We start from the raw sequence: 23731 nt of genomic DNA on the forward strand, positions 1-23731 counted from the left end.
AAAGGCGCTACAACTTTAGGCGTAGTCGCGGGAAACTCAAAGGGCCACCCGCGCCCCGCAGGAAACCTCGCCCCCTTGCCCTGCCACCGGCGAAGGCCTATGCGCGTCCGCTCCGGCCTTCCGCACATCGCAGGCCACCCCTCGCAGGGCGTTGCTTCCCGACACCGGATCGAAGGTTTCGCCGTCCATGCAGGCGTTGTAGTCGACCGGCACCGCCACATCCCGCCAGCCGTAGCGGGCCCATGCCGTGCCGGCGGCGAGGCAAAGACGATGCGGGTGTCCGGCCGGCCTCCCCTGGGGGCAGGGCCAAGGCGGGCGGTCAGCCTGGCTTCTTCCCGGCCACCGATTTCCGCCCCCGCAAGGCGGCGGCGAAGCCCAGGCGGGCCAGCGCCAGGAGGTCGGTGCGGTCGTCCAGAGCCTCGGGCGGGACGGCGTGGTAGGCGATGGTGATGGTCTTGCCCTGGCGCGTGTAGAGGAAGGGCGGCATGGCGCGCTTTTCGTATTCGCCGCGGTTTTCGGCGTCGGCCTTGACGTAGAGGGTGTCGTCGGCGATGAGGGCGAACATGAGGCCCTCCCGGTAGAGGCCGTAGCCGCCGAACATGCGCCGGGCGCTGACGGCCCCCAGGGGCTCCAGCAATTCGACGACGTAGGCGGCGAATTCCCGGCTGGCCATGGCTATTCTTCCGAAAGCAGGTCGCGCACCAGGTTGCTGTTGGGTTCGGCCAGGCCCAGGTGGCGGTAAATGGCCGGGGTGGCGATGCGCCCGCGCAGGGTGCGCTGCAGGTAGCCCTGCTGGATGAGGTAGGGCTCCAGCACGTCCTCGATGGTGTCGCGGGCTTCGCCGATGGCGGCGGCGAGGTTGTCCACGCCCACCGGGCCGCCGCCGAACTTGTCGATCACCGCGCTCAAGAGCTTCCTGTCCATGATGTCCAGCCCGGCCGGGTCCACGTCGAGCATGGCCAGCGCCGCGTCGGCGACGGGGCGGGTGATGGCGCCGTCGGCCTTCACTTCGGCGTAGTCGCGCACCCGGCGCAGGAGGCGGTTGGCGATGCGGGGGGTGCCGCGGGAACGCTTGGCGATTTCCAGGGCGCCGTCCGGGTCGATGGGGGCGTTCAAAAGGCTTGCCGAGCGGCTGACGATGCTCTGCAATTCCGCCGCCGTGTAGAACTCCAGGCGGGCGACGATGCCGAAGCGGTCGCGCAGGGGGTTGGTCAGCATGCCGGCCCGGGTGGTGGCACCGACCAGGGTGAAGGGCGGCAGGTCGAGCTTGACCGAGCGGGCGGCGGGGCCTTCGCCGATCATGATGTCGATCTGGAAGTCTTCCAGCGCCGGGTAGAGGATTTCCTCCACCACCGGGGAGAGACGGTGGATTTCGTCGATGAAGAGGACGTCGTGGGGTTCCAGGTTGGTGAGGATGGCGGCGAGATCGCCGGCCCGCTCCAGCACCGGCCCCGAGGTCTGGCGCAGGTTCACGCCCATTTCGTGGGCGACGATGTGGGCCAGGGTCGTCTTGCCCAGGCCGGGGGGGCCGAAAAGCAGGACGTGGTCGAGGGAGTCGCCCCGTTTCCGGGCCGCCTGGATGAAGATTTCCAGTTGCTCGCGAATCTTGGTCTGGCCGGTGTAGTCGGCCAGGCGCTTGGGCCGGAGCGCCCGCTCCAGGGCTTCTTCCTGGGCGGATTTGGATTGGGGCGCGATGAGGCGGTCGGCGCCCCGCAGGGCGTCCCCTTGGGGGGCGGCAAGTTTGTCGGTTTCAATCATGCCGGCGTTTCTTCCCGCGTCCACGCGGCGATCAGGGCGTGGCCCAGGGCCAGCAGCACCGGCCCGAGGAAGATGCCGATGAAGCCGAAGACCATCACCCCGCCCAGGACGCCCAGGGCAATGAGGGCGATGGAAATGCCGGCGCCGCGGGAGATGAGAATGGGCTTGACGAAATTGTCGATGCTGCTGATGACCAGGACACCCCAGGCCACCATGAAGATGGCCCAGCCGGTCTGGCCGGAATCGTAGAGCCACCACGCGGCACCGCCCCACAGCAGCACGGGGCCGGCGGGGATGAGGGAAAGGAAGAAGGTGGCGAAGCCCAGGAGGACCGCCGCCGGCACCCCGGCGATGAGGAAGCCGATGAGCGCCACCACCCCCTGGGCCGCCGCCGTGCCCACCAGCCCGAGCATGACGCCGATGACGGTGCCCCGGGCCAGTTCGAGCATCCTGCCCCCCAGTTCGCCCCCCAGCTTGCGGGCGGCGGTGGACAAGGCCTGGCCGATGGCCTCGCCGTCGCGGTAGAGGAAGAAGACGATGAACAGCACCAGGGAGAGTTGCAGCAGCCCGTTGGCGACCACCCCGCCCAGGGAGAGCGCCAGGCTGCGGGCCGGCTCCAGGAGCGGGCGCAGCAGCTTGTTGAGTTCCTCGCGGCTGCTTGCCGCCTTGCGCCAGCGCTCGTCCAGGTCTCCGCCAACCACGGGAATCTTCTTCACGAAGGCGGGCGGCTCGGCAGGCAGGCCCTGCTCGATGTAAGGACGGCTCTGGGCGACCAGGGTCTCCACGCCATCGACAAGACCGCCGGAGAGAAAGATCATGGGCACCAGAAGGACGACGATCAGGCCCAGGGTCATCACCGTCGCCGCCCGGCCGCTGCGGCCCTTGAGGCGGGGGAGCACCTGCCGCGCATAGAAGGGCCAGGTGCAGATCCATAGCACCAGGGCAAAGAGCACCGCGCCGATGAAGGGCCACAGCACCGCGATACAGCCGGCGATGAGGAAGCCGATGAGGGCCAGGCGGGCCAGCCGGGTAGGGGAGGGATCGGGCACGGAGGTCATAGTTTGGAAAATCCCTTGAGGGCCTGCCGGATGCCGTCGGAGGTGCTGACGCCGGCGGGCAGGGATTTGAGGGCGTTGGCAGCTTCCCGCTCGTTGTAGCCCAGGGCGATGAGGGCGTTGAGGATGTCCTGGCTGCTGTCGTCGGCGGCGGGCAGCGCGGCGGACGTGGTTTCGGCCAGCTTGCCCTTCAATTCCAGCAGCAGGCGCTCGGCGGTCTTCTTGCCGATGCCGGGAATCTTGGTCAGGCGCCCGATTTCCTGGCGCGCCACCGCCGCCGCCAGATCGGCCACCGATAGACCGGAGAGCACGGAAAGCGCCGTGCGGGCGCCGATACCGGAAATCTTGAGCAACTGGCGGAAGGCGAAGCGCTCGGCTTCGCTGAGGAAGCCGTAGAGAAAATGCCCGTCCTCGCGTACTACGAAGTGGGTGAGGAGCGTGAGCTTCTCGCCGGCGGCGGGGAGGTTGTAGAAGGTGCTCATGGGCACGTCCAGTTCGTAGCCGACGCCATGCACGTCGAGCACGATCTGGGGTGGGTTCTTTTCGGCCAGGAGGCCGGTGAGTCGGGTAATCATCCCATTATCCTATCAGGCGGCCGCCCCGCACGCGATAGCCGGCGGTGGCCAAAGCGCCCAGACCCTGCCCACCGTGGGCGTGGCAGATGGCGCAGGCCAGGGCGTCGGCCGCATCCGCCGTCGGGGCGCCGGACAGGGAAAGCAGCCTCACCACCATGTGCTGCACCTGCTCCTTGGCCGCCTTGCCGTGGCCGACCACCGCCTGCTTGACCTGGAGCGCCGTGTATTCCGCTACCGGCAGGTCGGCATGGACCAGGGCCGACAGCGCGGCGCCGCGGGCCTGGCCGAGGAGGAGGGTGGATTGGGGATTGACGTTCACGAAGACATTCTCCACCGCCGCCTGGGTCGGTGCGTAGGACCTCACGACCTCGCCAATGCCGGAAAAAATGGTCTTGATGCGCGCCGGGAGGGCATCGCGCTCCTGCGACCTGATGCAGCCGCTGGCCACATAGACGAGTTGATTGCCGTGCTTTTCGATGACGCCAAACCCGGTCACCCGCAGGCCGGGGTCAATGCCGAGGATGCGGGTCAGGCTCATGCAGATCCGAGCCGGCTCATCCCGGAAAGACGAGCAGCCAAGGCGTCGAAGGTCCAGGTCGTCTTGGCCCCCAGACGCCTCTGGTGCGCTGCGATCAGGCAGTCGGCAAAGTCGGCAGTGCTTCCTTTCCAGGCGTACAGGGCTTCTTCCAGGCTTTCTTCAGCCTCGAAGGACAGTTCGCGGGACTCCAGGAGGTCGGCTAAGGCGCCGGCGACATCCGCCTTGTTGCGCCGGTAGCGGCTGCGCAGAACCCATTCCGTCTCAAGAACCACCGGCAGAGAGATCAGGATCGCCTCGCCGGAAGCGACGGCGCCAAGGATCAGATCGCGGGCGAGGGCAAACTGCACCGCATCGTCCCGGACCAGGTAGCGGACCAGGACGTTGGTATCGATGCCAATCATCGCCAGGGGGTCATCTGCTCGACGGGCACGGCAGGCTCGCCTTCCCGATGGAGCGCGCCCGCTGCGTCGGCGAGACGGCGGTTCTTGACCCGCATGATGACCGTGCCGTCCGGCAGGAGGGTAAAGGTCATCCTGTCGCCCGGCCTGATGCCGAGCTCATCGCGGATTCCCTTGGGGATGGTGGTCTGACCCTTGCTGGTCAAAGTCGTGTCGGACACGGCGGCCTCGCTTTCCTTACAAATCTGATGATAGTAAGAATTGATCCCGGGGGCAAGCCCGCCAACCCCGGCCCCCCAACGCCGAGCCCTATCGCCCCCGCGCCACCACATACACCCCGCTCACCGCCAGCACCATGCCGACCAGGGCGACGGGGGCCAGGGTTTCACCGAAGATTCCCCAGGCGATGAGGGCCGTGGTGGGCGGGGTGAGGTAGAAGAGGCTGGCCACGTTCACCGCGCTGCCGCCACGGATGAGCAGGTTGAGGAGACTGATGGCGCCGAGGGACAGCACCCCCACCAGCCAGGCCAGGGCAAAGCCGAACTGGGGCGTCCAGTCGATGCGGAAATCCTCGAACAGGGCGACGGCGATGGCGGTCACGACAGCGGTGGGGACGAACTGGATGACCGACCCGGCCCGCAGGTCGAAGCTGGCGCAATAGCGTTTCTGGTACAGGGTGCCCGCAGTGATGCCCAGGAGCGCCACCAGCGCGGGGACGAGCATGGGGCCGAGGGCCGGGCCGCCGGTGATTTTTCCGGAAACCACCAGAACGACGCCGACGAAGCCCAGGGCCAGGCCCGCCCACTGCCGGCCGCTGACCCGCTCCCCCAGCAGCCAGCCGGCGCCGAGGGCGGTGAGCAGCGGCTGCATGCCGACCACAAGGGCGGTGATGCCCGCCGGCAGGCCATGGCCGATGGCGACGAAGACGCCGCCCAGATAGGTGGCATGGACCAGCAGGCCGGAGACCCCGATATGCACCCACTGGCGCGGCTCCCTGGGCCAGGGGGCACGGGTGGCGAGCGCGAGGACGCTCATCAGAACGATGACGATGCCGTAGCGGACGAGCAGGAAGGAGAGCGGTTCGGCATAGGGCAGGCCGAACTTGGCACCGATGAAGCCGGTGCTCCAGAGGAAGACGAAGAGGAGGGGGTAGATTTTCTGCATAAAAAAGGCGGCGCCGGGGCGCCGCCTCGTTCCGGGGGCGGTCCGGCCTATTCGTCCATGACCGCGGTGGTGTAGATCTCCTGCACGTCGTCCAGGCTTTCCAGGGCGTCGAGGAGTTTCTGCATTTTCACCGCGTCGTCGCCGCTCAGCTCGCTCTCGCCTTCGGGTTTCATGGTCACCTCGGCGAATTCGGGCTTGAAGCCGGCGGCTTCCAGGGCGTCCTTGACGGCGATGAAGTCGGCGGGGCCGGTGATCACTTCGATGGAGCCATCGTCGTGGGTCGCCACGTCCTCGGCGCCGGCGTCGATGGCGGCGTCCATGAGGGCGGCCTCGTCGGTGCCGGGGGCGAAGAGCATCTGGCCGCAGTGTTTGAACTGGAAGGCCACGCAGCCGTCGGTGCCCATATTGCCGCCGTGCTTGTTGAAGGCGTGGCGCACTTCGGCCACGGTGCGGGTCTTGTTGTCGGTGAGGCAATCGACCATGATCGCCGCGCCGCCGATGCCGTAGCCCTCGTAGCGGATTTCGACGTAATCGACGCCTTCCAGCTCGCCGGTGCCCTTCTTGATGGCGGTGTCGATCTTGTCCTTGGGCATGTTGATGCCCTTGGCCTTATCCACCGCCACGCGCAGGCGCGGGTTGAAGGCGGCGTCGCCGCCGCCCATCTTGGCCGCGACCGTGATTTCCTTGGCGATCTTGGAGAAGGCCGCCCCGCGCTTCTCGTCCTGGCGGCCCTTACGGTGCTGGATATTGGCCCATTTGGAGTGTCCGGCCATGGCAAATTCCCAAAAAAAGCGGCCATTTTAACCGCCCGCCGCGGCGAAGGCTAAGAACCCAGCAGGAAGTTTCCCAGGCGGAGCAGCCGGCTGCGCGCCTGCTCCGCCGTGAGCCCTTGCACCAGACCGCGGGGCAGCAGGGCCAATTCGAGAGAGCGCTCGTCGGTGAACTGGGCGCTGCGGTGCAGATACTCCACCACGGCCTGCTGTTCCTCGGCCGTCAGCGGGAGCGGAGGGGCCTCGACCCCCGGGTCCTGGGGCGCAGGCGGGGGGGCCACCTCGCGCCGGTCCGCGTGGATCACCACCGTCCCCGCCGCCAGGTCGCCCAGCCGCTTGCCGTCGGCGTTGAGCAGGCTGGCCACGTACCCGGCGCCATAGAAAACGGGCAGGAAGTCGACGAAGCGCACGGTATTGCGGATAAAGGCGCCCTGCCAGCCCACCGGCCGTCCGTCGTCATGGACCACGATCAGGTCGCAGGCCTTCTTGCCCGGTGTCTGCCCCCCCATATAGACCTCGAAGAGAATGGGATAGAACCATTCGAGGAGGAAGGTGCCGACCAGGAAAATGCCCAACCCCAGGTTCCCGGTGGCACCGGCCAGGGTGGCCAGAGCGAACCAGCCGACCAGGCGCAGGAGAAAGTCGAAGAGCCACGCCCGGGCCCGGGTGACCGGGCCGGCGATGCGCAGTTCCAGCTCGCAGCCCTCGGGCGTCGCGACGTGGCGCAGGGTATCGAACATCGTCTTGGAGGAAAGCGGCATCAACCCCGCGTAAACAGGCTCTTGTAGCCGGCGTAGATGGAGGCCTGGGTGACCGGGATGAGGACCAGCCATCCCAGCCCGACCGGCAGGGTGGCCAGGATGGCCAGCACCAGGAACACCAGGCCATAGACCAGGAAGGGCAGGAAGTTCTTCAGGCACGCGAAGAAGCTGGACTTCATGGCATCCAGGGGACTCTGCTGGTGGAAGATGATCAGGGCGGGGGCAAACCAGACGGCCATGGCCAGGGGCATGATGAGCACGGCGCTCAGCAGGCCGACCAGGACCCCGACGAGTCCGGCCACTTCACTTCCCCCGCCTGCAAAAGCCGACCCGAAGCCCAGTAACCCGCCGATCACGACCGCGAGCAAAACGATGGCCACGATGCCGACCAGATAGATCACCCCCACCATGACAAGGCTGCCGGCCTGGTTGGAGAAGCCTGCGAACAGGTGGCCGAAGCGCAAGCCATCGCCCTCCTCCAGGGATTTGCAGCCCAGCATGAGGCCCCCCGCGAAAACAGGAATCAGCAGATTGGCCACGATGCCCACCAGGGGAATGACGCCCAGGACCATGAGGATGAGGGCGAAGCTCACCGAGATCAGGATCCACGGGCCGGGGGCCTGCAGAAAAAGCTGCCAGCCCTCGCGCAGCCAGTCGACGGCCTCGGCGGAGGTGAGCTTGCGCCCCTCGGGGACGAAGTCCCCCGCCGCGGGAAAGGGATCGGCAACGCGGGAGGCGGGTGCCTGGAAAGGGTTGTTGTCCTGGGTATGCATGGAAAGACTCCTCGGGAAAGGTTCAAAGGGACCCGGAGCGCTTGCGCTCCCAGTAGTGATTGACCAGGGCGACGGGCAACTCGCGGGGGCTCACGTCGAGCAGGGAAATGCCGCCGTGGCGCAGGCGGGCCGCCTGGCAGCGGCGCGCGGCGGAATACTGCAGGGCGGCCGCCCGGGTGAGCGCGGTGTCGAAGTCCGTCACCGGCGCGGCCAGCATGTCCTCGAGGACGGGCTCCCGCAGGCTGGCGACGGTGACGGCATGGCGCCGGGCCAGGAGCGCCACCGCCGGTTCGAGCGTGTCGGCATCTTCATCGCGCAGATTGGTCAGCAGGATGACCAGGGCGCGCTTGCCCAGTCGTTGCAGCAGGTGCTCCGCCGCCCGCAGGTAGTCCGGCGTCTGGCTCGTGGGGTGCAGATCATAGACCGCCTCCAGGAGGCGATTGACCGTGCTCGCGGACTTGTGCGGCGCGATGAAGCGGGGCTGGGCGTGGCCAAAGCTGAGCAGGCCCGCGGCGTCGCCCTGGTTGAGCGCCACGTAGGCCAGGAGCAGCACGGCGTTCAGGCTATGGTCGAAGTGGGAAAGATCGCCGTCCCGGGCGCCCATGCGGCTGCCACAGTCGAGCAGGAAGACCACCTGCTGGTCCCTTTCGTCCTGATATTCGCGCGAGATCAGTTTGCCCAGGCGGGCGCTGGCTTTCCAGTCGATCTGGCGCAGCGCATCCTCGCGGCGATAGTCGCGCAACTGATGGAACTCCATGCCCTGGCCCCGGCGGCGACGGTTGAGGATGCCCCACTGGGAAAGCCTGTGGTCGGTGGCCAGGAGGGTGTACTGGGTGATGCGGGCGAAATCGGGGAAGACCCGGGCGGCATCGCACACGGGCAGAAACTCGGGAATCAGCCAGAGCCCCAGGGGCGAACGCAGGCGCACATCGACGCCGGAGAAGGTTTCCGGACCGCGTTGCGTCAGGTGCAGGCGGTAGGAAGCCTCCAGGCGCTCCCCCGCGGCAAGGTCGAAGAAGAGCGGCAGCCCGGTGCTGCGAAACGCCGCCGGATGGCGATCCCGCACCCACCCGGCCGCCGGGGCCGATGCGCCGACCCGGAGCCCGACGGTCTGCCAGGTGCCCACCGGCAAGGTCCGGGCAAGCTGCCGGGAGAGCGTCAGCCGCCCCCGGCGGCGACTCCCGGCCAGGGCGTCGGCCAGCGCCACGGCCAGCAGGCCCCCGCCGCCGAACTGCCAGGCGGCCAGCCCCCCCGGCCAGCGCAGCAGCGCGAGGGCGCCCAGGAACCAGAGTGCCGCCAGCGCCAGCAGGCGGCTATCGGGAATGGGCAGGAGGGGCGAACTGGGGGACACGGGCGGCTCGGATCCTGTGCGTCAGGCCCGGGGGGCGGCAACCTGCCCCAGCAGGGCGAGCAGCAACTCGTCGGTGCTCAGGCCTTCGATTTCCGCCTCCGCCGAAGGGGTGATGCGGTGCCGCAGGGCAGGCAGGGCGGCGGCCTTGACGTCGTCCGGCGTGGCATAGCCCCGACCGGCCATGAGGGCGAGGGCCCGGGCCACCCGCACCAGGGCGATGCTGCCCCGGGGTCCGGCACCGCAGGCGATATTGGGGGATTCCCGGGTGGCCCGCACCAGGGCGACGGCATACTGCGTCACGCGGTCATCGACGGCCACGTGGGCCGTCGCCTGTTGCAGCGCCAGCAGGGTCGCAGGCTGGATGACGGTCTGCACCGCTTCCACCGAGAGATCGGCGCCGGTGCTGCGGGAGGTCACATGGCGGGTGAGGGCGGCCTCTTCCTCGGCGCTGGGGTAGCCGATGCGTATCTTGAGCAGGAAGCGGTCGAGTTGGGCTTCGGGCAGGGGGTAGGTGCCTTCCTGCTCGATGGGGTTCTGGGTAGCCAGGACCATGAAGGGCCGCGGCAGGGCCAGGGCCGTTCCCTCCAGCGTCACCTGGCGCTCCTGCATGGCTTCCAGCAGCGCCGCCTGGGTCTTGGCGGGGGCGCGGTTGATTTCGTCGGCCAGCAGGAGGTGGGTGAATATCGGCCCCTGGCGGGTGGTGAAGCGTCCACTCGACGCCTCGAAGTAGGTATGGCCGAGGATGTCCGAAGGCATCAGGTCGGGGGTGAACTGGATGCGCTTCATCTGCCCGCCGAAGGTCTTGCCCAGGGCCTTGATGAGCAGGGTCTTGCCCAGGCCGGGAACGCCCTCGACCAGCACGTGGGCGTCGCAGAGCAGGGCGGCGAGCACTTCGCGCACCACTGCCCCCTGGCCGATGAGGGCCTTGGCCAGCTCGGCGGAGAGTTTTTCCAGGATCTGGCTGGCCTGCTTGAGTTTGTCTTCAGTGAGGGGGGTCGAGGAGGTCATGGCGCGGTCTCATAGGCTGCGTTCCAGGCGTTGCAGGGTGTAGAGGGCCTGGGTGAAGGAATGGGGCGTCGCCGCGGCCTGGTGCAGGGCGGCGGCAATGGCGGCGTGGGAACGGCCGCTCAGGGCGGCAAGGGCGGCGACCTGCTCCCCGGGCGGCAGGACGGCAAGCTGCGGATGGCGCCGGGTCAGGCGTTGCTGGAAGGCTTCCCGGGCCACCGACAGCCAGGTCTCCAGCCCGCCGCAGCGCCACACGTAGCGGCCGACGGCGGCCAGGTGCTCACCCAGCTCCCGGCGCTCCGGCGGAAGCCCCGGCACGACCGGGCCGAAACGCGGCAGCCGCTGCCAGAGCCAGACGAGCAGCAAAACCAGGCCGCCCACCAGGGCCGGCGCAGCGACCTCGGCGAGCCAGGCCCAGAGGGACGGGCCTGCCAGACGGGTGAGCAGAAACACGGGCTGGCGCGGATCGGGCTGGTAGGTTTCGAGCAGGGCGAGGAGTACGTCCGCATGGTCCTCCCGCCCGATGGTCACGTCGTTGAAGAGCCCGTTCAGATCACTGACGACCGTGATCTGCCCCCGCCCATGGCTGTAGTGCAGCACCTGGGCGGGAAAGCCCTCGGCCCCCGCAGCCCAGGCGGGGACGACCTTCCCGGGGGCGAGATTGCTGTATTGGTAGCGGATCTTGAGCGGGCGCCCGCTGCCCGGCACGCTCACGCTCACCCGGGGCGGCGGCTTTTTCGGCACCGCGGCGGGCGCGCCGGGCTCGGGGGGCGGTGGGCTGTCCTTGCAGGTGCAGTCGATGTCGAAGGCGCCGAGGAGGGGATCGGAGCGGTCGCCGGCTTCCGGTGTGGTGATGACGTAGCCGCCACGTTCCACCCAGGCCAGCAGGTTCCTGACCCGCTGGGGCGTCATGAGGCCCCGCCGCCCGCTGTCGAGGATGAGAACGCCGGGCGGCAAGCGGTCGAGAAGGCCGGGGTCGGCGATGCGCTCGCTGGTGCGCCCCAGCGCTCCCAGGAACTTTTCCAGGGCCAGGAAGCGATTGCGGCGGGCTTCCTGGCCCGGCTGCTCCCAGGAATCCACCACCACCTGATCGAAGTTGGCCAGGAACCAGGCGCTGCCCAGAACCAGCATGGCCGCCAGGGCAAGCGCGATCCAGACCATGCGACGCTTCATGACTGGCCCCCGGCGGCCACGGCGAAGTGCCGCGGCCATGCCGCGCAGAGCGCTTCCACGCGAGCCCCACCGGGCGCTGCGCCGGCATAGGCCGCCTCCTGCCAGGCATCGAGCAGGGCGGCGAAGAAGCCCGAGGCCTCGGCGCTCACCTGCCCGGCCACCCGGCGACGGCAGTCGGCCTCGGTGTCGCCGGGACGGAAATCGATCCCGTCGCGCCGGATCAGGGCGATCAGGGCGCCGCGATAGAGCAGGCTCAGGGCTTCCGCCACGCGCCCGGCCGCCAGGCTGGCCCGGGCCGCGGCGGGTACATCGTCGGGCAGCGACTGGGGGCGCAGGTCGAGTCCGTAGAGGAATTCGGGCGCTTCGGGGCGCGGAGCGCGACGGGAGCGCAGGGTTTCCCGGTAACGCAGGAGAAAGTAGGCCAATACCGCCGCCCCCGCGATCCAGGCGATCCAGACCAGTCCCTTGAGCACCTGGCTGACGAACTCCACCACCCGGAGCACGAAGTCCAGCCAGGCGGGGGGGCGGGATTCCTCACCCACCGGGGATTCCCGCCAGCGCCACTGGGTGCTTTCCGACTTGTGGCCGAATTCAGGATCGGCGAGCACCGCATCGATGGTCCGCCGCGCCCGGGTGGGCGGCTCGCTGCGCGGAGCGCTCCGGGCCTCTTCGCGGGACGGCTCCTGGGCCCAGACCGGAGCCGGGGTGATGGCGGCCGTGCAGGCCAGCGTAAGCAGCAGGGCCGCGAAAAAGCCCACCGGGGACCCCACGGCGGGAGCGGGGGGCGGACGCCGCGCCAGACGGCGGAAGGCGAGTTCGATATCCCAGCCCTCCAGTTCGCTGCGCCGGTTCAGGTAGAGGGCGAAGCCGCTGGCGACGTAGAGGGGCTCGATCAGGGCGCTCACCGCGAGGGCCAGGAGGCTGGTGACGATTTCCTGCTCCGGTGGCACATCGCCCAGGAACCAAAGGCTGAGGGAGAGAACGTCCTCGCTCCCCTGGGGCAGCAGCGCCCCCACGACGATGACCAGGGAACAATAGAGGGCGATTTCCAGGTTGACGCAGACGAACATGAGCCAGACCGCTCCCGCGCCGGACTTGCGGGCCAGCACCCGGCGCCGCTCCCGGGCGGCGCGGCCGCGCTGCCCTTCGAGCTGCCTCACCGGCAGCACGAAGGAACGCAGGAGGCTGAAGCGATGCACGGTCAGTCCCAGCAAGAGGCCGCTGCGGCGGAGCAGGTCCGGCAGGGCCGCCCGCAGGTCGCGCCAGGACGTGGTCTGGCCGAAGAGCGAGCGGCTGTAGGAAAACAGCAGTACGCGGTCGAAAGCCGGCTTCAGCCACCACAGAAGCGCCAGGGCGATGACTTGCTGGGTCCAGAAAAGGGTCAGAAGGAGGGCGGCGGTGGTGCCGTAGGCAAGCCCCCAGACCCGGTAGGCCGGCCCCGCCCAGGCCCGCAGCAGGGCGTGACCGAGGTCCAGGGCCTCCCACACGCTGCGGCGGCGCAGGCGCAGGGCAAAGTGCTCAATCTGCACGGTGTCCCCGGCCGACGAGGAGCAGGTAGCCCCAGGTCAGCGCCCAGAAGAAGACGCCGAAACCCACCTTGATGGCAAAGGGCACCTCGCGATTGGGGGACCAGAACGCTTCGATGAAGGCGGCGAGGAAGGTCAGCCCGGCGGCGCCGGCGAGGAGGCCGGCAGCCCCCTTGGCCGCCGACTTGAGCGCAGCAATGCGGCTTTCCTCCCCTGGAAAGACGAGGGCCTGCCCCAGCTTCAACCCCGCGGCGCCGGAAAGGACGGCGCCGGTCAATTCGAAGGCGCTGTGCCCCGCGACGAAGCCCCAGAAGGTCTCGACGAAACCAAGCTGGGTGAGATGACCGGCCACCGCACCGATGCTCAGGCCGTTGTAGAGCAGATAGAAGAGGCTGCCGACGCCGAAGGCGATGCCCCCGGCGAAGCACTGGAAGTCGATGCGCACGTTGTTGGCGATGTACATCCCCAGCATCTGCCACTCGTTGGACGCCGTGCGCGGCCGGCCCAGGTGGGGGGCGTCGGGGGCATACATGGCCTCGAACTGCATGACCTGCTCCGGGCTGAGCAGGAGATAGACGCCCTCCGGGTTGCCCTGGAGCAGTCCGAGAACGATGAGCAGCGGCCCGAAGAAAAAAAGCGCCGCCAGGGCGACCAGACGCCACTCCTGCCGCACCAGCGCCGGGAAGCCCGCGACGACAAATGCCAGGAAGGCATTGCGGCCGCCCGGAGCGGCGCCGTAGACCGCCTGGTGGGCGGAGAGAACCCGCTGGTGCAGGGCTTCGACCAACCGGGCCGAGTAGCCCCGGTCCCTGGCCAGGGCGAGATCGCGGCAGAGTCGGCGGAAGGCGCCGGGAAGCGCGGCCGGCGCCCAGTCCGGCGCCCCGTCCCCGGCCCCCGGACGGCACCGCGATCGGGCAAGCCAGCGGTCCCAGGCCAGCCACTCGTCCTGACGCCGTGCGATGAATTGGTTTTCTTTCAAGTTTTCCCCCGCGCGGATTATGACGTTCTCACAATACGGCGGCAAGTGGCTTGCGATCGGGGCAGGGAAGCACGGCCCGGGCTCATGGGACTGAAGACCGCGTTTCCGGGCTGTGCTACCCTCGTCACCTCCTTGATTCCCTGGCGTTCATCATCATGTCCGACCCCCTCTACCTTGCCAAATCCGAAGATGGCTTCCCCGCGCTGCTGCCCCAGATGGCGAACCGCCACGGCCTCATCACCGGCGCCACCGGCACCGGCAAGACCGTCACCCTGCAATCCATGGCCGAGCGCCTGTCCTACGCCGGCGTGCCGGTCTTCATGGCTGACGTGAAGGGTGACCTGTCAGGCATGGGCGCCACCGGCACCCTCAGCCCCAAGCTGGAGAAGCGCATCAAGGAAGTGGGGCTGGAGGGCTTTGCCCCCTTCGCCAACACCACGGCCCTGTGGGACGTTTTCGGCCAGGGCGGCATTCCCGTGCGGGCCACGGTGTCCGACATGGGGCCGCTGCTGCTGGGGCGCCTCCTCAATCTGAACGAGACCCAGGCCGGCGTGCTGCAACTGGTGTTCAAGATCGCCGACGACCAGGGGCTGCTGCTCCTCGATTTGAAGGATTTGCGCGCCATGGTCCAGCACGTGGGGGACAACGCCAAGGAATTCACCACCGAATACGGCAACGTCGCCGCCGCCTCCATCGGCGCCATCCAGCGCGGCCTGCTGACCCTGGAGGAACAGGGCGGCGACATGTTCTTCGGCGAACCCATGCTGGACATCGCCGACCTCATGCAAGTGGACGACAACGGCCGCGGCGTGGTCAATATCCTCGCTGCCGAGAAGCTCATCCATTCGCCGGCCCTCTATTCCACCTTCCTGCTCTGGCTGCTGTCCGAACTGTTCGAGCAACTGCCGGAAGCCGGCGACCTGGAAAAGCCCAAGCTGGTCTTCTTCTTCGACGAAGCCCACCTGCTTTTTTCCGACGCCCCGACCGCCCTGGTGGACAAGGTGGAGCAGGTGGTGCGCCTGATCCGCTCCAAGGGCGTGGGGGTCTATTTCGTGACCCAGAACCCCCTCGACGTGCCGGAAAAGATCCTCGGCCAGTTGGGCAACCGGGTGCAGCACGCCCTGCGCGCCTTTACCCCCCGGGACCAGAAGGCGGTCCAGGCGGCGGCGGAGACGATGCGCGCCAACCCCAAGTTCGACGCCGCCACCGCCATTACCGAACTGGGGGTCGGCGAGGCCCTGGTCTCCTTCCTGGACGAAAAAGGGCGCCCCAACGTGGTCGAGCGTGCCCTGATCTTCCCGCCGGCCTCACGCCTGGGGCCCCTCACGGCCGAGGAGCGGGGCGCGGCGATCCAGTCCTCACCCCTGCTCGCGGCCTATGGCCAAGCACTGGATCGGGAATCGGCCTACGAAATCCTCAAGGGCCGCCCAGCGGCCACTCCCCGCCCGGCGGGGCCAGGGGCGATTCCCGCCCCGGCCGCTCCGGCCGGAATGGGGACTCGCACCCCCGGCACCACGCCGCGGCCGGCGCCGGTCCCGCAACCGGCGCCCCAGGAAACCCCGGCGGCCGAATCCGGCGGTGGCCTGTTCGGCGGCCTGGGGGACATGCTCTCGGGCCGCGGCGGACGCCGCGAAGGGGTGGTCGAAGCCGCGGCGAAAAGCGTCGCCCGAGGTCTCGCCGGCACCATCGGCCGGGAAATCGGCAAACAAGTGCTGCGGGGGGTGCTGGGGTCCATTCTCGGCGGAAGGCGCTGAGGCGAGGGAGCGGCAGCGTCCACAGAGGCAATCGGGCTACGCATCGGGTGCGGAGACCAGGGGTGGTTGGACCGGGGACTCGCGGAATGGCCCCGCTTCTCCGGAGGCAGGGCGGATTGCTGAACCCTGGTGTTCCGCCTGGAGGGCGTGTGACTTTTTCTTGCTTCGCCAAGAAAAAGTCACCAAAAAGAAGGCGACCCCAGGGTCGACGCCGGGCTGCGCCCGGTCCCTTGCGCTACTCGGGCATCCGGGCGGGTCGCTAAACTCGCCCCCTGCGGGGACTCGGACAACGCGACCCGAAGGCCCCCGGAAGCCCTGCGTTGCTCAGCGTCTTCCATGGGGGGAAGGGCGTCCGGACTTTGGGCCGTGGTCGGCTGCTTTGGCTGATCCCGTGCGGACGATGGGCTTGAAGGGGTACGGCCTTTCAGCCCGGCCGCTTCTGGGCCCCTTGAGAGGAGCCGAGCAACGCAGGGGGCTTGGGGATGTCGGCTCGCGTTGTCTGAGCCCCCCATCGGGGGCGAGTTTAGCGAGCCGCCCAAGCCCCCGAGTAGCGCAGGGGACCCCGCAACGCGGGGCTCCGACCCAGGGGTGGCTTTTTCTTTGGCTACTTTCTTTTTGCCACCAAAAAGAAAGTACGCCCGCGCATCAGGCGCGGAAACCATGGGTTCAGAAAAGAGGACAGTCCGGGGAGTTGCGATGAAACCCACGGGTTCAGAAAAGAGGCCGGGCCAGGGAGCTACCGCTGGCACGATTTTCCGGAGGGATTTCGTAGCGATACACCCCATAGGCGAGCCATTCGGAATGGCGTGGCGGCCCAGGGCACAGGGCGTTCAGGGCATCCAAAAAGCGGCCGACCGACCTTCCAGGTCTATTCGCAATCCCTCAGAGGATACTGAGGTCACCGGCGGCCAGGGCCGGGTTGCCGTCCAGATGGGCGAAGAGCACGGCGCTCTTGGCAGCGGCGCTGCCGTCGGCGTCGTAGTAGAGATTGCCCAGGGCCGTGTCGTAAAGGAAGCGCACGGCAAGGCTGCCGGCCACGTGGTTCGCCGCCGACTGAAACATCGAGGCATCGTAGCTGGCCGGCAGGCCGGCGATGCCCAGGGCTTCGAACACCAGGGAATCCGTTCCGGCGCTGAAATCGGTGAGGGTCTTCAGGTTGGCAGCCAGCAGCGGGGCATTGAAGTGGAAGCTGTCGGCACCGCTTCCCCCGGTGAGGCGGTCCAGGCCGGTGCCGCCGTAGAGGGTGTCGGCGTCGTTGCCCCCGTCCAGGGTGTCGTTGCCGCCGCCCCCCACCAGGGTATCGTTGCCGGCTCCGCCGGAGAGGACGTTGGCAGCGGCGTTGCCATAGAAGGTATTGGCTTCGTTCCCGCCGGTCAGATTGATCGTCCCGGCGGCCCCGGCCAGGTCGACTGCCTCAACGTCGGAAAACGCGAGATTCCAGGGGGTGGCCGTGGTATTGCCGCGGCTGACGTGAACGAAATCCTGCCCGCCGCCCGGGTCTTCGAGGATGACGTCGTCGAGGCTGTCGATGTCGTAGTAATCGTCGCCCGTGCCGCCGATGAGCACGTCCTGGCCGCCCCCGCCCAGCAGGGTGTCGTTGCCGCCATTGCCCTCCAGGGTGTTGGCGGCGGTGTTGCCTTCCAGGCGTTCGGCCGCCGCGGTGCCCAGTACCCGGTAGCTGCCGGTCGAGTTGATGAGACTGAGGCTTTCCACGTTCTGGAAATCGCTGGCCAGATCGATGAGCGTGGGACCATTGCTGTAGGCGAGATAGACCGAATCCCAACCCTGGTCCGCCGCCTCGATGACCTGGACGCCCACCCCGACGCCGAAGTAGACGTCGTCGCCGATGCCTCCCTCCAGGATGTCGCCGCTTCCCACCCCGGGGGCGGCATCGCTGCCGCCGTCGGCGTAAAGGCGGTCGTTGCCGTCGTTACCGACCAGATAGTCGTCGCCCAGGCCACCGTAGAGGGTGTTGGCGCCGTCGTTACCGACCACGGTCAGGCCGGCGGCGCTGGTCATGCGCACGGTCTCGACATTGTCCGCCAGGACGTAGCTGGCCCCGGCGGCAAGGATGGCCAGGATCACCTGATCGGCCCCGGCGCCGGAGTCCTCGACGATCTGGTCGCCCACATCGTCCACCACGTAGCTGTCGTCCCCGCCGCCGCCGATGAGGACATCGGCGCCGGCCGCACCGTTCAGGGTATTGGCCGCGTTGTTGCCGGTGAGGGTGTTGGCCAGGGCATTGCCGGTGAGGTGCAGGCGCGCGCTGCCGGTGCCCGAAGCGTCCAGGTTTTCCACCTGGGCCGCCAGGGTGAGGGTGACAAAGCCGCTCAGTGCGGCGTTGCCGCCGCGCAGGATGATGCTGTCGTTCCCTTCGTCGGCCAGTTCGACGACCGTATCCTGCAGCAGGTTGCCGCTGGTGAGGTCCACCCGGTAGAGATCGTCGTCCGCCCCGCCCCGCAGCACATCGGCGCCCCCCGCCCCGTCGAGGACGTCAGCCCCCGCGCCGCCCCCCAGGGTGTTGGCGGCGGCGTTGCCGGTCAGGGTATTGGCCAGTCCGTTGCCGTAGAGGTGGAAGGCCACCCCGTTGACCAGCACGCCGTTCTCCACCTGCTCGGCCAGGGTGTGGCTGCCTGTGGTGGCGATGGCCACGGCCACGACGTCGGTGCCTTCGCCGGCGTTCTCCACGACGATGTCGCCGGCGTGATCGACGAGGTAAGTGTCGTTGCCCAGACCGCCGATCAGCCGGTCTGCCCCGCCCTTGCCGTCGAGCAGGTCTGCCCCGCTGCCGCCGTCCAGGGTGTTGGCGGCGGCGTTGCCGGTGAGGGTGTTGGCGAGGGCGTTGCCGCTGAGGTTGAAGGCGACGGCGTTGAGCAGCAGGGCATTCTCGACGTTGGCGGCCAGGGTGATGCCGGCCCCCGCCGTGGCGATGAGGATGCGCAGGGTGTCGCTGCCCTGGCCGGCGTTTTCGCTGACTTCATCGCCCAGGTTGTCGAGGACGTAGGTATCGTCGCCCAGGCCGCCGATGAGGGCGTCCGCCCCCAGGCCCCCGTCGAGGGTGTTGGCAGCGTCGTTGCCGGTGAGGGTGTTGGCGAGGGCATTGCCGGTGAGGTGGAGCTTGGCGGTGGTGGTACCGGAGGCATCCAGCCCTTCCAGGTGGGCGCCCAGGGTGAGGGTGGCGTAGGTCAGGAGGGCCGTGTTGCCGCCCCGCAGGACGACGCTGTCGTTGCCTTCCAGGGTGTTTTCGCTGAGGGCGTCCTGGAGGAGGTTGGTGGCGGTGAGGTCGACCCGGTAGGTGTCGTTTCCGGCGCCGCCCTTGAGGAGATCGACACCCCCCGCGCCGTCCAGGGTGTTGGCGCCCGTGTTGCCCAGGATCGTGTTGGCGAGGGCGTTGCCCGTGCCGTCCAGGTCGGCGCCGCCGCTCAGGGTGAGGTGCTCGAAGTCGGCCCCCAGGCTGTGGTCGACGCTGGAGACGACGCTGTCGATGCCCCCCGTGTCGATGAGGCTGTCGCCGGCACCGATGGTATAGGTGTCGTTGCCCAGGCCTCCGGCCAGGGTGGAATTGCCGGCCAGGCTGGTGAGGGTATTGGCGAGGCCGTTGCCTTGGCCGCTGAGCCCGGCCAGGGTGAGGACGAGGTTTTCCAGGGTGGCGGCGAGGGAGGTGTCGAAGGGGTGCGCACGGTGTCGTTGCCGCCGCTGTCGCCGATGGTATCGCCGAGGTCGTCGATGACGTAGGTGTCGTTGCCCAGGCCACCGATCAGGGCGTCGGCCCCGCCGCCGCCGTCCAGGGTGTTGGCGGCGGCGTTGCCGGTGAGGGTGTTGGCGAGCGCGTTGCCGCTGAGGTTGAAGGCGACGCTGTTGAGCAGCAGGGCGTTGTCGACATTGGCCGCCAGGGTGATGCCGGCCCCCGCCGTGGCGATGAGGATGCGCAGGGTGTCGCTGCCCTGGCCGGCGTTTTCGCTGACATCATCGCCCAGGTTGTCGAGGACGTAGGTATCGTCGCCCAGGCCGCCGATGAGGGCGTCGGCCCCCAGGCCCCCGTCCAGGGTGTTGGCGGCGTCGTTGCCGGTGAGGGTGTTGGCGAGGGCATTGCCGGTGAGGTGGAGCTTGGTGGTGGTGGTGCCGGAGGCATCCAGCCCTTCCAGGTGGGCGCCCAGGGTGAGGGTGGCGTAGGTCAGGAGGGCCGTGTTGCCGCCGCGCAGGACGACGCTGTCGTTGCCCTGGTTGAGGTTCTCGGTGATGCTGTCCTGGATCAGGTTGCTGCTGGTGAGATCCACTTGGTAGGTGTCGTCGCCATCTCCGCCCTTGAGGGCATCGACCTTGCCGTCACTGAGGCCGCCATCCAGGGTGTTGTCGCCGCTGTTGCCGGTGAGGGTGTTGGCCAGATTGTTGCCGGTGCCATCGATGTTGCTGTTGCCGGTCAGCGTCAGGTGTTCGAGGTTGGCCCCCAGGCTGGTGCTGACACTGCTCTGGACGGTGTCGATTTCGCTGGCCAGGGTGGAGCTTTCGATGGCGAGGTCGCCCGCCCCCAGGAGGTAGGTGTCGTTGCCCAGCCCCCCGGTCAAGGTATTGGCGCCGTCGTTGCCGGTGAGGGTGTTGGCCAGGGCGTTGCCGCTGCCGTCGAGATTAGCGCTGCCGGTGAGGACGAGGTTTTCGAGGGTGCTGCCCAGGCTGTAGGTGAGGCTGCTGCGGACGGTGTCGCTGCCGCCGCTGTCGGTGATGCTGTCGCCGATGTCGTCGATGAGGTAGGTGTCGTTGCCCAGCCCCCCGATCAGGCTGTCGGCACCGGCACCGCCGTCCAGGGTGTTGGCGGCGGCGTTGCCGGTGAGGGTGTTGGCGAGGGTGTTGCCCACCAGGTTGTAGGCCACGGTGTTGATGAGGGTGCCGTTCTCGACGTTGTCGGTGAGCGTATGGGTGCCATTGGCGGTGGCGATGGCGACCTTGACGAGGTCGCTGCCTTCGGCAGCGTTCTCGGTGACTTCATCGCCCAGGTTGTCGAGGACGTAGGTATCGTCGCCCAGGCCGCCGATGAGCTGGTCGGCACCGGCCTTGCCGTCGAGGGTGTTGGCGGCGTCGTTGCCGGTGAGGGTGTTGGCGAGGGCATTGCCGGTGAGGTGGAGCTTGGCGGTGGTGGTACCGGAGGCATCCAGCCCTTCCAGGTGGGCGCCCAGGGTGAGGGTGGCGTAGGGGGCGAGTCCGGTGTTGCCGCCCCGCAGGACGACGCTGTCATTGCCTTCCAGGGTGTTTTCGCTGAGGGCGTCCTGGAGGAGGTTGGTGGCGGTGAGGTCGACCCGGTAGGTGTCGTTTCCGGCGCCGCCCTTGAGGAGATCGACACCCCCCGCGCCGTCCAGGGTGTTGGCGCCCGTGTTGCCGAGGATCGTGTTGGCGAGGGCGTTGCCCGTGCCATCCAGGTCGGCACTGCCGCTCAGGGTGAGGTGTTCGAAGTCGGCCCCCAGGCTGTGGTCGACGCTGGAGACGACGCTGTCGATGCCGCCCGTGTCGATGAGGTTGTCGCCGGCACCGATGGTATAGGTGTCGTTGCCCAGGCCTCCGTTGAGCACGTCGGCACCGGCGCCGCCGTCCAGGGTATTGGCCAGGGCATTGCCGATGAGGGTATTGGCGAGATCGTTGCCGACCAGTTTGTAGGCCACCGCATTGATCAGGGTGGCGTGTTCCACGTGGGCGGCCAGGGTGTAGCTGCCCCCGGCATTGCTCAGGGCGACGCGGACGAGGTCGCTGCCTGCGTCGGCTTCTTCCACCACGAGGTCGCCCCCGTGGTCGATGACGTAGGTGTCGTCGTCCTCGCCGCCGATCAGCACATCGGCGCCGCCCTTACCGTCCAGGGTGTCGTCGCCGGCGAGTCCGATCAGGGTGTTGGCCGCGGCGTTGCCGGTGAGGGTGTTGTCCAGCGCGTTACCCTGCAGGGTGAAGCCGACCGTGTTCAACAGGGTCGCGTTTTCCGTGTGGGCGGCGAGTGTGAAGCTCCCGCCCGCGATGGCCAGGGCGACCCGCACGAGGTCATTGCCTTCGTCGGCGTTTTCGACCACCCCATCACCCGCGTGGTCGACGATGTAGGTATCGTCCCCGGCACCACCGGCCATGGTATCGGCGCCCGCGCGTCCGTCCAGGGTATTGGTGACTTCGTTGCCGTTGATGACGTCGTTGCCGCTGCCCCCCACGGCGTTTTCGATTACTGTGCCGTAGGCGATCCAGAGATTGTGGACCTCCCCGAGGTCAGTCCCCAGACTGTCGTAGATGAAGACCCGCTGGCCCAGCTGCGAACCGAAATCGGTACCCTGGCGCAGGTCGATAAGGCCTCCGACGCTGGCGGAATAGGTGAGGGTGTCGATTCCCCCCGCATCCCAGAGCGTTTGGTGATACGTCTTGCTGCCCAGGAAAACGTAGGCCGTATTGCCGACGTTGGTGCTGCCATTGGCCCCATACAGGGACTGAATGGCGGCGATGTCGAGGACCATGGGCGTGGTCGGCTCGTAGCTGAACCCCGTTTCCTGATTGGCCGGAGCCGCCGCGTAACTCATGATGGTGTAGGAGCGGCTGTCGAGGGCAGGGTCGAGCACCGTGGCGTTGATGACAGAACCGCCCATTTCCATGACTTCGAAGGGGTGTTTGAGACCCAGGGCGTGGCCGATCTCGTGCACCGCGGTCATGTACTCATAGCTGCCCTGGGTCCAGATAAAGTCAAAGGACGTCCCTCCGCTGTTGAACCACACGTCACCGCCAAAGGCAGTGGAAGAGGGAAGATAGGCCCAGGCCTGGGCATCCGCCTGCGTATCCGAGTAGGCGAAGCGCAGATCCCCGACCAGGGAAGAGGATTCGCTGACCAGGTTGAAACGCAGTCCGCTGACGGCAGACCAGGCGCCGAGGGCCGTCTTGACCGCGGCGATATCGCTCGAGGAGAGCACAAAGTACCCGCTGGAGCGGGGCTCCTGGTCGGACGAAAGCGGGTAGCCGGTCACCGGGTCGCTGGACCAGGAGGAAAAGAAGCCGGGAAAACTGTAGGTGAGGGAGTGACTCTCCCACTGAAAACCGCCGATCAGGCTGTCGACGGGCCCCTGGCCGGTGAGGGTGGAATCGGTTGCCTCCGTCCAGGAGGTGGGGGTAGGCATGGCGGGGAACTCTTGCGGGTCACCCCCAGCAAGCGGCGGGAGTGGCGGGGGTGATTCGGGCCGGGCGGCAGTACCGCCATTCTAATCGTGGTGTCATGACCCGGCACCCGCAGAGAGGCATCTGGCCGGAAATAATTCACACTCGGGGGCCGCAGCCCCCGGAAAATCAGTTGCGCCGTCGCCCCTGGACGGCCGCTGCAAGGAAGGCCATGGCCAGCAGCACCAGCGGAGCCGGTTCCGGCACGCTTGCCCGCCGGGCCACGGCGAGCTGGAGATCGTCGAGGCCGATGGCGTCCTCATCGGGGAGCGAGGCCGAACTGGAAATGGAAAAACCGGTGAAGGGGTCGGCGCTGTCCACCACACCGAAGAACAGCACATTGCCATTGACGACCTGGGTGGCGTCCAGCCCTTGCAGGAGGTCCACGGAAAGGACATCGCTGCCGCGCAGGAGGTTGAGGGTGAGCCCGGGGAGGGAGCCGCCGCTGCCGGCCCAGTCGCTGGGGTCGGTCAGATAGAATCCCAGGGCGCTGACTCCACGGTCGAAGCCGAAGCTGAAGTAGGTGCTGCCCTGGCCCGAGAGGGATTCCAGATACTGGTTGCCGGAAATCGGGAAGGTCGAAAAGGTGCCCACGCCCGCAGAGATCTGGCTGTAGCTGCTGGCGCTGTTGGTGAAAGAGGCGGTGACGCCGCCGATGGCGATCGACGCGGGTACGGCCCCCAGGGCGAGGCCATCGAAGTTCTGCACCGCGAGGCTACCCGCGGCCAGGGCGAACTGGGCGGCGGCGGCACTGGCGTTGGGGCGGGCGCCGCCCGCCGAGAGATTGGCGTTGTCGAGACCGAAGTAGACCGTGGGGGCTGCCAGGGCCGGAACGGCAAGGCCGGCGAGGAAACCGGCGGCGGCGAGATTGCGGAGCAGCGGGAGGGAGGGCATGGGGGTCTCCTGAAAGACGCGGGAGAGTGACAAAGTAAGCACTCCGTCATATGTTGTCAAGCTTGACGAAGGACTATGGCAAGCACGAAGCTG

The 23731-nt window shown here is 68.1% G+C and carries 21 protein-coding genes and 1 pseudogene; 1 reads left to right on the forward strand and 21 read right to left on the reverse strand.

Annotated features, from left to right (window positions below; all coding sequences use genetic code 11):
* Positions 1 to 36 precede the first annotated feature (36 nt).
* The 17 genes from IPM73_16400 to IPM73_16480 form a co-directional block, all read right to left on the reverse strand.
* Positions 37 to 213, reverse strand: coding sequence for a hypothetical protein (locus IPM73_16400; GenBank protein ID MBK8919575.1), 177 nt, complete (start codon positions 211 to 213; stop codon positions 37 to 39).
* A 106-nt stretch (positions 214 to 319) separates the two neighbouring features.
* A complete protein-coding gene (locus IPM73_16405; GenBank protein ID MBK8919576.1) occupies positions 320 to 673 on the reverse strand; it encodes a TfoX/Sxy family protein in 354 nt (117 codons plus the stop codon).
* 2 nt (positions 674 to 675) lie between these two features.
* Complete coding sequence (ruvB, locus tag IPM73_16410) at positions 676 to 1758, reverse strand: Holliday junction branch migration DNA helicase RuvB (GenBank protein ID MBK8919577.1); 1083 nt, start codon at positions 1756 to 1758, stop codon at positions 676 to 678.
* Entirely contained in the window at positions 1755 to 2816 is a 1062-nt protein-coding gene (locus tag IPM73_16415) for an AI-2E family transporter (GenBank protein MBK8919578.1), read from the reverse strand. The genes ruvB and IPM73_16415 overlap by 4 nt, the downstream gene beginning before the upstream one ends.
* Complete coding sequence (ruvA, locus tag IPM73_16420) at positions 2813 to 3388, reverse strand: Holliday junction branch migration protein RuvA (protein ID MBK8919579.1); 576 nt, start codon at positions 3386 to 3388, stop codon at positions 2813 to 2815. Before ruvA ends, IPM73_16415 begins: the two co-directional genes overlap by 4 nt.
* 4 nt (positions 3389 to 3392) lie before the next feature.
* Positions 3393 to 3926: a crossover junction endodeoxyribonuclease RuvC gene (gene ruvC / locus IPM73_16425; protein MBK8919580.1), complete on the reverse strand. Its 534-nt coding sequence runs from the start codon at positions 3924 to 3926 to the stop codon at positions 3393 to 3395.
* Positions 3923 to 4327: a type II toxin-antitoxin system VapC family toxin gene (locus IPM73_16430; protein ID MBK8919581.1), complete on the reverse strand. Its 405-nt coding sequence runs from the start codon at positions 4325 to 4327 to the stop codon at positions 3923 to 3925. The genes ruvC and IPM73_16430 overlap by 4 nt, the downstream gene beginning before the upstream one ends.
* The gene (locus IPM73_16435; GenBank protein ID MBK8919582.1) at positions 4324 to 4545 is read right to left on the reverse strand and encodes a type II toxin-antitoxin system PrlF family antitoxin; all 222 of its coding nucleotides are present in this window, start codon (positions 4543 to 4545) and stop codon (positions 4324 to 4326) included. The genes IPM73_16430 and IPM73_16435 overlap by 4 nt, the downstream gene beginning before the upstream one ends.
* 88 nt (positions 4546 to 4633) lie before the next feature.
* Entirely contained in the window at positions 4634 to 5488 is an 855-nt protein-coding gene (locus IPM73_16440) for a DMT family transporter (GenBank protein MBK8919583.1), read from the reverse strand.
* 47 nt (positions 5489 to 5535) lie between these two features.
* Positions 5536 to 6261, reverse strand: a complete 726-nt coding sequence (locus IPM73_16445) for a YebC/PmpR family DNA-binding transcriptional regulator (GenBank protein ID MBK8919584.1) — start codon at positions 6259 to 6261, stop codon at positions 5536 to 5538.
* Positions 6262 to 6311: 50 nt separating this feature from the next.
* Entirely contained in the window at positions 6312 to 7019 is a 708-nt protein-coding gene (locus IPM73_16450) for an RDD family protein (protein MBK8919585.1), read from the reverse strand.
* Positions 7019 to 7792 (reverse strand): hypothetical protein, encoded by a 774-nt coding sequence (locus IPM73_16455; GenBank protein MBK8919586.1) that lies wholly within the window; start codon positions 7790 to 7792, stop codon positions 7019 to 7021. Before IPM73_16455 ends, IPM73_16450 begins: the two co-directional genes overlap by 1 nt.
* A 22-nt stretch (positions 7793 to 7814) precedes the next feature.
* Positions 7815 to 9122 carry a DUF58 domain-containing protein gene (locus tag IPM73_16460; GenBank protein ID MBK8919587.1) on the reverse strand — a complete coding sequence of 436 codons (1308 nt, stop codon included), beginning with the start codon at positions 9120 to 9122 and terminating at the stop codon, positions 7815 to 7817.
* A 42-nt stretch (positions 9123 to 9164) separates the two neighbouring features.
* Positions 9165 to 10151, reverse strand: coding sequence for a MoxR family ATPase (locus tag IPM73_16465; protein ID MBK8919588.1), 987 nt, complete (start codon positions 10149 to 10151; stop codon positions 9165 to 9167).
* Positions 10152 to 10160: 9 nt separating this feature from the next.
* Positions 10161 to 11321 carry a DUF4350 domain-containing protein gene (locus IPM73_16470; protein MBK8919589.1) on the reverse strand — a complete coding sequence of 387 codons (1161 nt, stop codon included), beginning with the start codon at positions 11319 to 11321 and terminating at the stop codon, positions 10161 to 10163.
* Positions 11318 to 12850: a DUF4129 domain-containing protein gene (locus tag IPM73_16475; protein MBK8919590.1), complete on the reverse strand. Its 1533-nt coding sequence runs from the start codon at positions 12848 to 12850 to the stop codon at positions 11318 to 11320. Before IPM73_16475 ends, IPM73_16470 begins: the two co-directional genes overlap by 4 nt.
* Entirely contained in the window at positions 12840 to 13826 is a 987-nt protein-coding gene (locus tag IPM73_16480) for a stage II sporulation protein M (protein MBK8919591.1), read from the reverse strand. Before IPM73_16480 ends, IPM73_16475 begins: the two co-directional genes overlap by 11 nt.
* A 155-nt stretch (positions 13827 to 13981) precedes the next feature.
* On the opposite strand from IPM73_16480, the gene IPM73_16485 reads away from it, so the two are divergent.
* Positions 13982 to 15580 carry a DUF853 family protein gene (locus IPM73_16485; protein ID MBK8919592.1) on the forward strand — a complete coding sequence of 533 codons (1599 nt, stop codon included), beginning with the start codon at positions 13982 to 13984 and terminating at the stop codon, positions 15578 to 15580.
* 882 nt (positions 15581 to 16462) lie between these two features.
* Here IPM73_16485 and IPM73_16490 read toward each other — a convergent pair.
* The 4 genes and pseudogenes from IPM73_16490 to IPM73_16505 form a co-directional block, all read right to left on the reverse strand.
* A complete protein-coding gene (locus tag IPM73_16490) occupies positions 16463 to 18268 on the reverse strand; it encodes a calcium-binding protein (GenBank protein MBK8919593.1) in 1806 nt (601 codons plus the stop codon).
* Between the two features lie 315 nt (positions 18269 to 18583).
* Positions 18584 to 18988 (reverse strand): annotated as a pseudogene (locus IPM73_16495) (calcium-binding protein).
* Between the two features lie 14 nt (positions 18989 to 19002).
* A complete protein-coding gene (locus tag IPM73_16500) occupies positions 19003 to 22707 on the reverse strand; it encodes a matrixin family metalloprotease (protein MBK8919594.1) in 3705 nt (1234 codons plus the stop codon).
* Between the two features lie 166 nt (positions 22708 to 22873).
* Complete coding sequence (locus IPM73_16505) at positions 22874 to 23638, reverse strand: hypothetical protein (GenBank protein ID MBK8919595.1); 765 nt, start codon at positions 23636 to 23638, stop codon at positions 22874 to 22876.
* Between the last annotated feature and the right edge of the window lie 93 nt (positions 23639 to 23731).

Source organism: Betaproteobacteria bacterium, from assembly GCA_016720065.1.
Taxonomy (GTDB): Bacteria; Pseudomonadota; Gammaproteobacteria; order Burkholderiales; family Rhodocyclaceae; genus SSSZ01.

Coding starts and splice junctions, on each gene's coding strand:
- IPM73_16430 (MBK8919581.1), bottom strand. CDS start 4,327: ATGATTGGCATCGATACCAACGTCCTGGTCCGCTACCTGGTCCGGGAC.
- ruvA (MBK8919579.1), bottom strand. CDS start 3,388: ATGATTACCCGACTCACCGGCCTCCTGGCCGAAAAGAACCCACCCCAG.
- IPM73_16440 (MBK8919583.1), bottom strand. CDS start 5,488: ATGCAGAAAATCTACCCCCTCCTCTTCGTCTTCCTCTGGAGCACCGGC.
- IPM73_16450 (MBK8919585.1), bottom strand. CDS start 7,019: ATGCCGCTTTCCTCCAAGACGATGTTCGATACCCTGCGCCACGTCGCG.
- IPM73_16415 (MBK8919578.1), bottom strand. CDS start 2,816: ATGACCTCCGTGCCCGATCCCTCCCCTACCCGGCTGGCCCGCCTGGCC.
- IPM73_16405 (MBK8919576.1), bottom strand. CDS start 673: ATGGCCAGCCGGGAATTCGCCGCCTACGTCGTCGAATTGCTGGAGCCC.
- IPM73_16470 (MBK8919589.1), bottom strand. CDS start 11,321: ATGAAGCGTCGCATGGTCTGGATCGCGCTTGCCCTGGCGGCCATGCTG.
- IPM73_16445 (MBK8919584.1), bottom strand. CDS start 6,261: ATGGCCGGACACTCCAAATGGGCCAATATCCAGCACCGTAAGGGCCGC.
- IPM73_16500 (MBK8919594.1), bottom strand. CDS start 22,707: ATGCCTACCCCCACCTCCTGGACGGAGGCAACCGATTCCACCCTCACC.
- IPM73_16455 (MBK8919586.1), bottom strand. CDS start 7,792: ATGCATACCCAGGACAACAACCCTTTCCAGGCACCCGCCTCCCGCGTT.
- ruvB (MBK8919577.1), bottom strand. CDS start 1,758: ATGATTGAAACCGACAAACTTGCCGCCCCCCAAGGGGACGCCCTGCGG.
- ruvC (MBK8919580.1), bottom strand. CDS start 3,926: ATGAGCCTGACCCGCATCCTCGGCATTGACCCCGGCCTGCGGGTGACC.
- IPM73_16505 (MBK8919595.1), bottom strand. CDS start 23,638: ATGCCCTCCCTCCCGCTGCTCCGCAATCTCGCCGCCGCCGGTTTCCTC.
- IPM73_16465 (MBK8919588.1), bottom strand. CDS start 10,151: ATGACCTCCTCGACCCCCCTCACTGAAGACAAACTCAAGCAGGCCAGC.
- IPM73_16485 (MBK8919592.1), top strand. CDS start 13,982: ATGTCCGACCCCCTCTACCTTGCCAAATCCGAAGATGGCTTCCCCGCG.